Origin of the sequence: Lacinutrix venerupis (assembly GCF_003663945.1) — a bacterium.
Taxonomy (GTDB): Bacteria; Bacteroidota; Bacteroidia; order Flavobacteriales; family Flavobacteriaceae; genus Lacinutrix; species Lacinutrix venerupis.
On the sequence record NZ_RCCH01000001.1, the window covers coordinates 1 to 13,070 of the forward strand.

At 30.5% G+C, this 13,070-nt stretch carries 11 protein-coding genes and 1 tRNA gene; 5 read left to right on the forward strand and 7 right to left on the reverse strand.

Features of this window, described 5'->3' with window-relative positions; genetic code table 11:
• The 4 genes from CLV86_RS00005 to CLV86_RS00020 all read left to right on the forward strand — a co-directional run.
• On the forward strand, positions 1–1,401 hold a 1,401-nt coding region (locus CLV86_RS00005), incomplete at its 5' end, for a helix-hairpin-helix domain-containing protein (RefSeq protein WP_487246501.1).
• 36 nt (positions 1,402–1,437) lie between these two features.
• Positions 1,438–2,178, forward strand: coding sequence for an SOS response-associated peptidase (locus CLV86_RS00010; protein ID WP_121048155.1), 741 nt, complete (start codon positions 1,438–1,440; stop codon positions 2,176–2,178).
• A gap of 196 nt (positions 2,179–2,374) precedes the next feature.
• Positions 2,375–2,812 carry a hypothetical protein gene (locus CLV86_RS00015; RefSeq protein ID WP_121048157.1) on the forward strand — a complete coding sequence of 146 codons (438 nt, stop codon included), beginning with the start codon at positions 2,375–2,377 and terminating at the stop codon, positions 2,810–2,812.
• Positions 2,813–3,156: 344 nt separating this feature from the next.
• Entirely contained in the window at positions 3,157–3,717 is a 561-nt protein-coding gene (locus CLV86_RS00020) for a YqgE/AlgH family protein (RefSeq protein WP_076733462.1), read from the forward strand.
• Here CLV86_RS00020 and CLV86_RS00025 read toward each other — a convergent pair.
• Together CLV86_RS00025 and CLV86_RS00030 are read right to left on the reverse strand one after the other, a co-directional pair.
• On the reverse strand, positions 3,714–4,556 hold the full coding sequence (locus CLV86_RS00025; protein WP_121048159.1) for an aminotransferase class IV: 843 nt from the start codon (positions 4,554–4,556) through the stop codon (positions 3,714–3,716). The genes CLV86_RS00020 and CLV86_RS00025 overlap by 4 nt on opposite strands.
• Positions 4,557–4,610: 54 nt before the next feature.
• Positions 4,611–4,997 carry an START-like domain-containing protein gene (locus CLV86_RS00030; RefSeq protein ID WP_076733460.1) on the reverse strand — a complete coding sequence of 129 codons (387 nt, stop codon included), beginning with the start codon at positions 4,995–4,997 and terminating at the stop codon, positions 4,611–4,613.
• Between the two features lie 140 nt (positions 4,998–5,137).
• Here CLV86_RS00030 and CLV86_RS00035 point away from each other — a divergent pair.
• A tRNA-Met gene (locus CLV86_RS00035) sits at positions 5,138–5,211 on the forward strand.
• Positions 5,212–5,318: 107 nt separating this feature from the next.
• Here the strand turns inward: CLV86_RS00035 and CLV86_RS00040 are convergent.
• The 5 genes from CLV86_RS00040 to CLV86_RS00060 form a co-directional block, all read right to left on the reverse strand.
• Positions 5,319–8,222, reverse strand: coding sequence for a type I restriction endonuclease subunit R (locus CLV86_RS00040; protein ID WP_121048161.1), 2,904 nt, complete (start codon positions 8,220–8,222; stop codon positions 5,319–5,321).
• Positions 8,223–8,225: 3 nt separating this feature from the next.
• Positions 8,226–9,545: a hypothetical protein gene (locus CLV86_RS00045; protein ID WP_121048163.1), complete on the reverse strand. Its 1,320-nt coding sequence runs from the start codon at positions 9,543–9,545 to the stop codon at positions 8,226–8,228.
• Between the two features lie 53 nt (positions 9,546–9,598).
• Positions 9,599–9,928, reverse strand: a complete 330-nt coding sequence (locus tag CLV86_RS00050; protein WP_121048165.1) for a GIY-YIG nuclease family protein — start codon at positions 9,926–9,928, stop codon at positions 9,599–9,601.
• A 92-nt stretch (positions 9,929–10,020) separates the two neighbouring features.
• Entirely contained in the window at positions 10,021–11,259 is a 1,239-nt protein-coding gene (locus tag CLV86_RS00055) for a restriction endonuclease subunit S (protein WP_170148494.1), read from the reverse strand.
• Between the two features lie 146 nt (positions 11,260–11,405).
• Positions 11,406–13,019: a type I restriction-modification system subunit M gene (locus CLV86_RS00060; protein ID WP_121048169.1), complete on the reverse strand. Its 1,614-nt coding sequence runs from the start codon at positions 13,017–13,019 to the stop codon at positions 11,406–11,408.
• Positions 13,020–13,070 lie beyond the last annotated feature (51 nt).

Consider the following 13,070-nt stretch of genomic DNA (forward strand, 5'->3'; position numbering starts at 1 on the left):
TTTAAAAATGATCCAAACATAAATAATCTCCTTAAAAACGGAAAAGCAATTGGAGCTTATTATGTTGAATCTCCTGCAATGCGTGGATTAATGCGTAAACTTCAAACACAAGATTATTTAGGTTTAGTTGCAGCAAGTTCTATTATTAGACCAGGCGTTTCTGGATCTGGAATGAAAAAAGAATTTATTATAAGACAACGTTATCCAGAAAAAAGAAAAGAGGCAAATCCTATGTTGCTTAAAATTATGCCAGAGACGTACGGTATAATGGTATACCAAGAAGATGTTTTAAAAGTAGCAAATCAGTTTGCAGGATTAACTTTAGGAGAAGCAGATGTGCTTAGAAGAGGAATGAGCGGTAAATATAGGTCTAAAGCCGAATTTTTAGCAGTTGAAGAAAAGTTCATTTCTAATTGTAAAGCTAAGGGTTACAGAGATGAATTAACGTTTGAAGTTTGGAACCAAATAAAGAGTTTTGCAGGTTACGCATTTGCAAAAGGGCATTCGGCTTCCTATGCTGTAGAAAGTTATCAAAGCATGTATTTAAAATGCTATTATCCGTTAGAATATATGGTTGCAGTATTAAATAATGGCGGTGGTTTTTATAGCGCAGAACATTATATCCATGAAGCTAAAATGTGTGGAGGTATTATTAATCCACCATGTATAAATGATAGTGACCACCCTAACATAATCAAAGGTAAAAATATCTATTTAGGTTTTGGTTACTTAAAAAGTCTTGAAATATTAGTAATAAAAAGAATTTTAACAGAAAGACAACTCCATGGGAAGTTTGTTTCATTGGATGATTTTATAGATAGAGTAACAATTAGCATTGAGCAACTAACCATATTAATTAGAATTGATGCTTTTAGATTTACAAAATTATCTAAGATAGAATTGTTATGGCATGCAATTTTCAAATTGAATGTTTCCAAAAGAAAAACAACACAATCAAAATTATTTAAAACTGAGCATAAACAATTTAATTTACCAACAATTAAGACGTCTGTTGTTGAAGAAGCATACGATCAAATGGAACTATTAGGCTTTCCTTTATGTAATTATTTTGATTTAGTAAATGAGCCATTAATTGAGAGTATTTTGGTTAAAGATTTAAAAAGAAATATCAACAAATCTGTGTTGTTATACGGTATTTTAGTTAATACAAGATTTCATACAGCATCTAATGGTAAGCAGTTACGTTTTTGCACATTTACCGATAGAGAAGGAAGTTATTTTGATACTGTACATTTTACTAAAGTTGTAGACAAATATCCTATAAATGGTTTAGGTGTTTATTCTTGTTATGGTAAAGTAACAGAGTCTTTCGATTTTTGCAGCTTAGATATAATTTGGTCTAGAAAGTTGGCTTTAAAACCAAATCCAAGAGAAAGTTAATTTTATTTTATAACTTCCATTAAAATTTATAAGACAATGTGTTTCCATACAAGTATCACGCATAAAACGAAAAAACTCGAAAATCATTTTAAAGTAAAGTTAAGCGATGAAAACTTAAAACCAATATTTGATAAACCTAATTATCATTTAAATGGATTTGCGCATCCTAATATGTTAGTAATCCCGCAAGAAAAATCAGAATTAATTGCTCCAGCAGTTTGGGGAATCGTGCCAAATAATAAATCATCAAACCAAATAAAGGGGTATTATAAAGAAGCCGTGAGATATGGAGGTGGATTAAATGCACGCTCAGAGAAAATTTTTAATCATTTTATTTATAAAGAATCAGTAATGGAAAATCGTTGTATAATTCCAGTTACAGGTTTCTTTGAGCCACACGATCATAAAAAGAAAAAGTATCCATTTTATATTCAAAATAAAGAAAAACAACCTTTAGGCTTAGCAGGTTTGTACAATGTAATAGATACGTATATAACGTTTACAATTTTAACAAAAGAAGCTTCTCCTTTATTTGAAAAAATTCATAATCTCAAAAAAAGACAACCAGTTATACTCAATGAATCTGATTATCAAGATTGGCTATCTCCAGATTTGAAAGAAAAAGACATTAACGATTTAATTCTTGAAAATTACAGCGAATCCAAATTAGAAGCTTATAGTGTGAGTAAGGATTTATTTAGTCCAAAAGTTGATAGTAATGTAGAAGATATAACAATGCATATAAAATATTCTGAACTAAAAGATTTTGATTCCTAATTCAACAAGCTACGAGAATTTTTAATAATTATAGGATTATATTTGTACCTATTTTGTACCTATTTTGTACCTATTTTGTACCTTATGTTATTTGTGTTTTGTATTTATGGGGTTTTTTAATTTCTGTATTGGGAAGTAAATTAAGCTTAAAAATATGACTCTAGTTAACATTAAATTGTCTTAAAGCCTACAATGCATGCTTTACATTAAATTTAATATAGAAGACAGATATAAATTTGAAGATTTTAAAAAAATCTATAAGCATATGGTTATGGTCAGGCAACCAGATTTTAAATTTGATGATAAAGGACCAGATTTTGATTGGGATAGTATGACAGAGGAGGAGGTTGATATAGCATTAATAGAACTAAATAATTTTTTAGACCAACAAGCAGAACCAGAAAAATATAGATGTAAAGAATTATTTCTTAGTTATGTAAATGAATATATAAAGGATTTTTTTAAAGAAGAAAATAATAATATTGAACAATTAGGAAATCTTGATACTCTTTCCATTTTTAATTACTTAGAATATGGTTTTGAAGTTGATATGAGTAATTTAAAAAAAATAAATCAAGATACTGGTATTGTAGAGTTTTCCACAGGAAATTATCCATTTGGAGGTTTAGATTGATTTATAATTACTTTGGCAGCTTACAATTTAAAACCTATAATGTGTTTTGATGGTTTTAATAAATGCGAAATTACCTGGAATTCGTTATATCAATACAATTTAAATATATTACCAAAAACAGAATAAACATTATTTTATTACATAGCTTATACAGCAATAAAGAATGTTTTTTATATAAAAAAAGACATTAGATTTAATCTTTTTATAATTATTTATTTGCTTTTGTAATGTTTTAAATAATGTTTTTATAGTAAATATTTTTTGCTGTAAAAGGTTTTAAATTTTAAAATTATTGGATTTTTAATAAATAAAGTTTACATTTAATTAATAAAATTCATTTTTTTATGATTTTAACTAAGCCCAAAAAAGGAGATTTATTAATTGCAGAACCATCTATAATAGGAGATATGTCGTTTAATCGTTCTATTGTTTTATTAACAGATCATTCTGCAGAAGGTTCCATAGGATTTATTTTAAATAAACCTTTAGAGTTTACCATTAGCGACTTAATACCAGAAATCGAAACACCAATTAAGGTTTATAACGGTGGTCCGGTAGAACAAGATAACCTTTATTTTATCCACAAAGTACCAGACCTAATACCTAATAGTATTGAAATTTCTTTAGGTATTTTTTGGGGAGGAGACTTTAGTGAAGTTTCTAAATTAATTATGGAAGGTAAAATTAGCGAAAAGGATATAAAATTCTTTTTAGGTTATTCTGGATGGGAAATTAACCAATTAGAAGAAGAGTTAAAATCTAACGCTTGGGTTGTAACTAAAAATGTACATAAAAAAGCGATTATAGAAAAAGACTACCAATTTTTTTGGAAAGAAAAAATGGTGGAACTTGGTGGCGATTATAGCATTTGGTCTAATGCACCAGAAAACCCTAGTTATAATTAGCCTAATCTAACCTTTACATTTATTTTTTGAAGCAGTAATTTACTTACGTTATTAGTAAATGTCTTTTTTCTATACTTAGTTATAGGTTGAATGCCTTGTATAACATTGGTTGTAAATAACTCGTCTGCTTTTTGCAATTCGAAAGGAGAAATAGAGGACTCATCTAAATTATAATCTGGTAACAGTTCTATTATATTTATAATTTGCTGTCTCATTATTCCTTTTAAACATCCATCTGCAATAGGTGGTGTTTTAATAGTGTTTCCTTTTACTAAAAATAAATTTCCGTTTAAAGCTTCTACAACATTTTTGTTTGTGTTAAGTAGTAAACAATTATCTAAATCATTTTCCTTAGCATAAATACTACCAATTACGTTTATAGATTTACTATTTGTTTTTAGTGTAGAGAGTAATCCAGGTGCAACATAAAAGTCTTTAAATAAATCGACTTCATGTTTTTCTTCATTTAATAAATAAAAATCATTATTAATTTTTTTTGCTGAAATAATAAATGATACTTCTTTATTTGTAGGTAAATATAAACCTCCAAAATTTCTATGTACTTGAATTTTAACTCTGCAAGAATTGTTAATTAATTCATTTTTTTCAATGGTTTTTAAGATTTCAGTCTCAAAAAACTCCATAGTATAATTCATAGGAATTTCCATACGCATAATACGCATAGAAGCCATAAGTCTAAAATAATGATCCTCTAGAAAAAGTATTTTACCATGCGATACTTTTATTGTTTCAAACAAAGCATCACCATAGCTGTACCCACGATTTTCTGGAGTTAAAATTTGATTATTGTTGCTAAAATTTCCGTTAATGTTTATCATAAAAAAAGTGCCGAATTTCTTCGGCACAAATATAAGTTTAAATTATGGAATGTATTAAGCAGAACCTAATACTTGTTTTAAATCTGAAATTTGGTTTTCCCACAACATTTTACTTTCTTCAACTTCATCTTCTTCAGCAAAATCTGTAACAATTATTGAAACATCTTTTGTTATTTCATCTACTTGTATTCTAATTTCAAAGAAATAAGCTTCTCCTTCGTCTTCTAACCAACGAAATTTAATGCGTTCTCCACTTTTTTTTGTTAATAATTTAGCTTGTTCTTCTGCGCCATCCCAAATGAACTTAAAAAGCTCTCCACGAGAATTTACGTTATCAGCATACCATTCAGACAAACCAGAAGGCGTTGAGATATATTGATAAAGTAGTGTAGGTGAGGCGTGTATGGGGAATTCTAATTCGTATTTAACTTTTTCGTCCATGTAATAAATGATATAAAAATATTATGTCTCCAATATATACATTAATTAATGAGTTTAGAAAAAAAATTAAATAAATATTTTATTTGCTTTTATGTTTGCTCACTATAAATTTGTTTTTATATTTGCAGCCACAAATAAATGGCGAGGTAGCTCAGTTGGTTAGAGCGTCGGATTCATAACCCGGAGGTCACGAGTTCAAATCTCGTTCTCGCTACAATAAAAAAGTCTAGTACAAAAGTACTAGACTTTTTTTGTGCCTTTATTTTCTGCCTTTAGTATTAAAACTAAACGAACTAGCCAGATGAAAGGTAAATATAGGTTTTACCCAACCATTCCATTTACAAACACTTGTACAAACGCTTTCATTTTATCTAAAATACGTTCACCTATTTCACGTGCTTTTAATATACTTGGTCTATTATCTAAACATTTAAATATATCGTCGCGTAAAGGTTCGCGACCATAATCTGTGTAGCTTTCTATTAAGGCTTTAAATTGTTTTTGGTCTAAGTTTTCTTCTTCACATAGTTTAGAAAGCGCTAGTATTTTTTCTTCGTGACAGAAGCGTTCAAATTCATCTTGTATAGCATCTACATCGTCAATATGTGGTAAGTTTTCTTCTATAAACTTCTCTATTAACTCGCGTTTACTACGTAATTGCATGTCACCAGATAGCATGTCTATTATTGCTTTTTTCTGTGCTTTTGCATCTTCTGTTTTTGCATATTTAAGCTTTGCTAGAAGTTGTAAAATGTAGGCTACATTTATTTGGTCTCGATGAATGAGTTCTAATTCAAAATCGATATCATTAAGTATAGAGGTTTTATCTATTTTGCTGGCTTTTTTTACTTTTTCACTTAAACTCCAATAGCGATCTGCGTATTCATTAAAAGTATCTTCGTCTATATTTAAATCTTCCCAATTAAAATCTGTGTACGATTGTAATACATTTATTGTTCGTAAAACACGTCTAAATGCTTGCACAAAAGCTAATTCTTCATTTTCGTCTTTTAGCGTTTCTATATCATCAAAACTTGGCGTAACTTCAAATAAATGTTCTAAAGCTGTATCTAGTTTACCTGCAACAACTTCGTAATCTGGTAAAATAATATCTTCTATGGCATCTTTATTAGAGAATAAGGTTATAGCATCATCTGTTGCTCCTTTTAGGTTTCTAAAGCATAGTATGTTTCCTTGCGACTTTACATCTCCAATAATTCTATTGGTTCTAGAAAAGGCTTGAATTAAACCATGATATTGTAAGTTTTTATCTACATATAACGTATTTACTTTTTTTGCATCAAAACCTGTTAGCATCATATTTACCACAATAACAATATCTAAACGATCTTTATCTAAAGCAGTGTTTTTTTCTCGTTCTTTTAAGCGTTTGGTAATATCTTTAAAATAACCATCAAAAAGCTTTTGGTCTTTGGTAGAATAGGCTTGTGTAAACATTTTATTATAATCTTGAATGTACTCGTCTAGCTTTTCTCTAGTGTGGTTTTCTTTGTTATACGTAGTATTTGGTTCTTTTGCATACACTATTTTTTCTTTTTGTGTAGAAGGTAAAGCATCGTTTGCGCCAACGCCATCTTCGTTTGTTCCGTAAGTAAATATGGTTGCAATGCGTAAATTGTGTTCTCCTGCTATTTTTTTACGTTTAAAAATATCGTAATACTTAATTAACGTATCAATATCACTTACTGCAAATAGTGCAGAAAACTGACGACTCTTGGTTTTAGTATCATGATAGGCAATAATATAATCGGCAATTTTTTCTAAACGTTTTGGGTCTGCAAAAACCTCTGGCTTATCTATAGCAGCAACATCGATATCTATAAAGGTGTTGCTTTTTTGTTTGTATCTACCAATGTATTCTATACCAAATTTTAAAACATTATCGTCTCGTATAGCATCTGTAATTACGTATTTGTGTAAACATTCTCCAAATAAATCTTTAGTGGTTCGTTTTCCTAAATCGTTTTTTGAAGCATTTTTCGCAAAAATTGGTGTTCCTGTAAAGCCAAAAAGCTGACTGTTTTTAAAATAGTTGGTTATTTTTTTGTGCGTTTCTCCAAATTGACTTCTATGGCATTCGTCAAAAATAAAAACTACACGTTTATTTTCTAAGTATGTAAAACTCCTATTGTAACTAGCTTTTGTGATAGCATTGTTTAACTTTTGAATAGTGGTTACTACCAATTTAGAGTCGTCTTTTAATTGGCTAACTAAGTTTTTTGTGTTTGTAGTACCACTAACACTATCTTTTTTAAAGCTATTAAATTCCTTCATGGTTTGGTAGTCTAAATCCTTACGATCTACCACAAACACCACTTTATCTACATTTGGCAAGTCCATTATTATTTGGCTTGCTTTAAACGATGTTAGTGTTTTACCAGAACCGGTTGTGTGCCAAATATAACCGTTAGCTTTTACGGTATCAGCTTTATCTGTTTGCTGTTTTGCTTTATTTACTAAAGCCTCTACTGCATAAAATTGATATGGACGCAATACCATTAAAACCTTATAGGTTTCATTATATACCACATATTGCGCAATCATTTTACCCAAATGGTTTGGGTTTAAAAACAGGTTTGCAAAGCTTTTTAAATCTTTTATGTTTTTATTATTTACATCGCTCCAGAAATACGATTGTTTTATAGATTGGTCTTTATTGTTTACAAAATACTGCGTTTCTAAATCGTTACTGATAACAAATATTTGCACGTATTTAAACAAACCATAATTACTATCAAACGAATGACGTTGATAACGATTTACTTGGTTAAAAGCTTCTTTTAACTCTAAACCTCTGCGTTTTAATTCTATTTGTACTAATGGTAAACCGTTTACTAACAACGTAACATCATAACGGTTTTTGTACGTGCCTTCTTGTGCTATTTGGTTGGTGACTTGAAACACGTTTTTTGTCCAATCTTCACTATTAAAAAAGCGCACATAAAAACTGTCTCCATTGTCTCTGGTAATGTTGAAACGATCGCGTAAGGTTTTTGCTTTTTCAAACACATTACCTTTTGCCAAGTGGTTTAAAATAGTATCAAACTCTTTAGTAGAAAAAGCTGTTTTATTAAACGCTTCTAGTTGCGTTTTTAAATTAGACACTAAAGCGTCTCCATCTGGTATGGTTATGTTTTGGTAGCCTAAACCAATTAATTGTTTAATTAGGTTGTTTTCTAGTTGTAATTCGGATTGTCTTGACATGTATTAATTTATTAAGTCTCCAAACATAAAGCTTGTACTTACTCCAATTATATGATTTACGTTAGTTAATGTAGACTGTTGTCTCCATTGCAATTCAAAATTAACTTTTGGTTTGCCATCTTTATCTTTTAAACTAACAGGAATACCTAATTTCCAATCTCTAGCTTTAAACTTCCCTCCAAAATTCCATTCTACTGCTGGACTAAAACCTATAAAATTACCAAAGAAAAATGCAGCACTTTCTAGTTTTATAGATTGATTTATAAAATCCTCATAAGGATCTTCGTAAGCCATTATAGGCTGACTAATAGCAATTGTATTATCTGGGTTTAATATAGCTGTTTGAAAAGGTTTGGTTTCTGAATCGTTTAAAATATAATTATTTGTGCCGTTAATATTATAATGAATATTACCAAAAATTGAAATACCAGAAGACCACTCTATAAACGAATTAGCAGATAAATCGATATCTAATGCATAAAGTTTTTGAGTGGTTGCTTTATTATTATTTATAGGTAATACACTATAATCATTTTCGCCAAATGGTATAATAGCTTCTAAAGAAATCCAATAGTCCCAAATGTAGCGATACATGTCATTATCTTTTAAATATTTGATTTCTTCTTCTGCAATTTTTTTATAAAAATCTTCCTGTTTTTCTTCTAAAACAGAAGTTAAACTTTTCATTTCAGAATCGTAAGCATTTAAGCTGTTTCTTAATTTTATCTCAGATTTAAAATCCTTAGTGTTATATGTATTTATGGCTTCTCTTTGCTTTTCATAAACTATAGACCTGTATTTTTTTACCGCAAGCTCTCTTTTTTTAATAACAGTTTCTTTTTTAATTTTATCTTTATAATTAATAATGCCATTGCCTATATAGCTTATTTTTAAAATAGCACTTAAACTAGATTCTTCAAATTTGTCGTTTTTTAATACCGTTGAAAACTCATCGCTAGATTTAAATTTAAAACCACCAGAAAACACAAAATCCAATTGTTTTAAAGGATTTCCAAATCGATTATCAAAATTAAAACCAACGGTAAAAGAATTGTCTTTAGAATCTAAGGATGCAAAATATTTTTGTAGTGTTAAATCGTTAGAACCTCCAAATGCTGTTCCAACTTTTTCTGCAAAAAATAAATCAATCATTTTATTATTGAATAAAGGATCTTTATTCTTTAAAATATCCTCTTTATATTTTTTAATTGGATTTTCAATAGTGTTATTATCGAATCCTAATGGTTCTTCTTCTTTTTCCTGCGCATAAAAAATAGCAACACTAAAAAGTGTTAGCAGTAATGTGGTTAGTTTGGTTTTCATGTGGTTGGTTTTTTATTTGATTAATAGCGTTAATATTTATTTTTGTTATTAATTTACTTGTTAAGATTGCTAGAGTTTTCCGTGTCGTTCCTACTCGCAATAACATTATACAAATCTAGCCACTCTGGATTAGTACTTTCTATTAATGCTATTTTTTTTGCTCTATTTCCTGCTTTTAATTGTTTTTCTCTGCCAATAGCATCTCCAATGCTTTGGTGTGCTTCGTAATACACTAATTTAGTTAAATTATATCTTGCTGAAAAGGACTTTTTATCGTGCTTTTCTTTATGTTGTGTAATACGTTGCACCAAATTAGAGGTTACACCAACGTATAATGTGGTGTTGTTTTTATTGGTTAATATGTAAACGTATCCTGGTTTCATTCTATTCTGTCATTGCGAGGAACGAAGCAATCTGTTTAATATTAGTTCTACGCTTAATGAGACTGCTTCGTGCCTCGCAGTGACGTTTTACTTTACACAAACAGCTGCTGCAACAACCCTTTTTTAAATGCTTGTGTTTGCGTTAGTTGCGTTTGTACGGCTTCTATTTTTTTATCTATGGCACTTAAATAATTGGCTATTTTTTGTTGTTCTTTTTCAGAAGGAAATGGAACTTTGAACTTTTTCAAATCACTTCCATTTATAGAATTAATAGTTGCTCCTAAATTTTTATGAACTTCTTTTTTATATTCTTCTGAACTAAAATAATGAAATAGAAATGTATTGAATTTACTTCTGTAAATTGACATAAAAGCTCCAAAAGCTATTCCGACAGAATCATCACTTATAATTGCATTTTTACCAATTAATCTTTTACTTCCATTTCTAACACAGATTAAAACATCATTCTTTTCAACTGGATTAAAGCTTTCTACTTTAACATAAACATTATCTTGAAAAGATAATTTTCCGTCTTGAACATTGGATGACCTTAAAACCAAAACTCCATTTTCTTCATCAACAATATCATTTGGACTATATGTTAACCCAGAAACAATATTTCCAACCTCTCCCAACTTCTTCTCTTCCCAATCTGGGAATTGCGTTTTATTTGGTGAGATTGCTTCGTCCTGCGTACTCGCAATGACGGTTTCATTGGTGACGTCTGGTTTAAAACGCAATTGTTGGCTAAACAGTTGTTGCATGACGCCTTTTTTGTATAAGGCTAGTGTTTCTTTTTTGGTGGTGAGTTGCTGTAGTTTGGTGTCTACTGCTGTTAGAAAATTGGCTATTTTTTGTTGTTCTGGGAGGTTGGGAATTGAAACCTTTATTTTCTCAATTGTACTTTTTGATAAACTAGGAACACCAGATGCTTCATTATATAGTTTCCAATTAATCCTTTCAAATATTCCAAAAACAAATTTCGGTAATGACTTTTTGAAAGAATGAGTATAAAACAAAGTATCAACAGTCCAGAATTTTTCATTTAAATAAACAGGCTTATCAATAGTTCCTTTTCTACCAATACAAACACTTTCTCCTTCATGTAAATATTTATCCACATAAGTCATTAATCCTCCTGTTCCATAAACAGGAATTTTACCTTCCTCTAAATGTTTATAGTCTTTTCCACTTCCTATTTTTAAAACCTCTCCTATTTTTATTTCTTTCCATTCACCTTCAAACTCTTTAAAGCGTAGTTTGGGTATTAGACTTTTGCGTTGTTTTGATGAGATTGCTTCACTGCGTTCGCAATGACGGTTGCGAGGCAATGACGGTTGCGATGATGATTTTGTATGTGTTGTTGTGTTGGTCATTTGGTTTTGTCTGTCATTGCGAGACCTTTGGTCGTGGCAATCTGTTTATTGTTATTCTATGCTTCATGAGATTGCTTCGTCCTGCGTCCTCGCAATGACGTTTAGAATGGTGTGTCAATATTTAACTGTTTGCAAAAGTCTGCTATGGTTGCATCGGTTTCTGCTATGTCTTGCTCTAAAGCTTTTAAGTCTTGTGAGACTGCTGCTAAATCTACAGGTTCTTCTTCTTCAAAGGTATCTACATAACGTGGTATGTTTAGGTTGTAGTCGTTTTCTTTTACCTCGTCTAAACTGGCAACGTAACTGTATTTATCTTTGGTTTTTCTCTTTCTGTAGGTATCTACAATAGCTTTAATATGTTCGTCTTGTAATACGTTTTGGGTTTTTACTTTCTCAAAATGTTGACTTGCGTCTATGAAGAGGATGGATTCGTTTCTTTTAGGATGAGATTCTGAAACAAGTTCAGAATGACGTACGTCTTGTCTATTTTTTTTGAGTACTAAAATACAAGTAGGTATGCTTGTGCCATAAAATATGTTTGCTGGCAAGCCTATAACTGCGTCTAGGTAGTTTTTATCTTCTATTAAAAATTTACGTATGTGTCCTTCTGCTGCTCCTCTAAACAACACACCATGTGGTAATACACAAGCCATAGTCCCATTATCGTCTAATTGATGTACCATGTGTTGCACAAAGGCAAAATCTGCTTTAGATTTTGGTGCTAGTTTACCATAGGCAGAAAACCTATCGTCGCTCATAAACAAAGGACTTGCACTCCATTTTGCCGAAAATGGAGGATTGGCAACTATGGCTTCAAAACGTTTGTCTATATGGTTAGGGCTTGGGTTTACTAAGGTGTCTTCGTTATAAATATCAAACTGTTTGTAGTGTACGTTGTGCATAATCATATTCATTCTGCACAAGTTATAGGTGGTTGGGTTGCTTTCTTGCCCAAAAAACTCGCCTACTTCTTTTACTTCTTTTGCGACACGTAATAGTAAGGAGCCAGAACCACAAGTTGGGTCGTACACGCTTTTTAGTTTGGTTTTATTAGTGGTTACTAATTGTGCTAATATTTTAGAGACTTGTTGTGGTGTGTAAAACTCGCCTGCTTTTTTTCCTGCTCCACTGGCAAATTGCCCAATTAAATACTCGTAAGCATCACCAAGGATGTCGCTATCTGAGTTTTCTAGGTCAAAATCGATGGTTTCTAAATGGGTTAGTACTTTTACTATGAGTTCGTTTTTGGCGTCTTCGGTTTTACCTAGTTTACTACTAGTTAAATCTAGGTCTTCAAATAGGTTACCAAAATCGTCTTCGCTTTCGCTTCCCATAGTGCTTTGCTCTATGCTTGTTAACACATTGGCTAAATCGCCTAAAATAAAGTTGTTTTTGCCTCCAGAGTTTCCTCGTTTTGCAAGTTCGCTAAAGAGTTCGCTTGGTTTTAAAAAGTAACCTAGTTTGTCTAATGCTTCGTAACGAATGGCTTCTAACAATTCTTCGGCTTGTTCGTGATTTTCTACAGTTTCGTAACTTAAACCATCTGGTTCTAGGATAACATTTGCGTAGTTTTTCATTTTTCCGCTTAAATATTTATAAAAAATAAAGCCTAGTATATAATCTCTAAAATCGTCTGCATCCATATTACCACGAAGGTCGTTGGCAATGTTCCAGAGTGTTTGTTTTAGTTGTGCTTGTTTTTGTTCTTCTGACATTTAAAACTTGTTGTTTAAATTTATTGTAAAACTATAAACTTCTAATAAAAG

Bases quoted from the DNA above. Each gene is read 5' to 3' on its own strand.
- CLV86_RS00050 (WP_121048165.1), bottom strand. From the start codon at position 9,928: ATGAAACCAGGATACGTTTACATATTAACCAATAAAAACAACACCACA.
- CLV86_RS00045 (WP_121048163.1), bottom strand. From the start codon at position 9,545: ATGAAAACCAAACTAACCACATTACTGCTAACACTTTTTAGTGTTGCT.
- CLV86_RS00060 (WP_121048169.1), bottom strand. From the start codon at position 13,019: ATGTCAGAAGAACAAAAACAAGCACAACTAAAACAAACACTCTGGAAC.
- CLV86_RS00025 (WP_121048159.1), bottom strand. From the start codon at position 4,556: ATGATAAACATTAACGGAAATTTTAGCAACAATAATCAAATTTTAACT.
- CLV86_RS00030 (WP_076733460.1), bottom strand. From the start codon at position 4,997: ATGGACGAAAAAGTTAAATACGAATTAGAATTCCCCATACACGCCTCA.
- CLV86_RS00040 (WP_121048161.1), bottom strand. From the start codon at position 8,222: ATGTCAAGACAATCCGAATTACAACTAGAAAACAACCTAATTAAACAA.
- CLV86_RS00015 (WP_121048157.1), top strand. From the start codon at position 2,375: ATGCTTTACATTAAATTTAATATAGAAGACAGATATAAATTTGAAGAT.
- CLV86_RS00010 (WP_121048155.1), top strand. From the start codon at position 1,438: ATGTGTTTCCATACAAGTATCACGCATAAAACGAAAAAACTCGAAAAT.
- CLV86_RS00020 (WP_076733462.1), top strand. From the start codon at position 3,157: ATGATTTTAACTAAGCCCAAAAAAGGAGATTTATTAATTGCAGAACCA.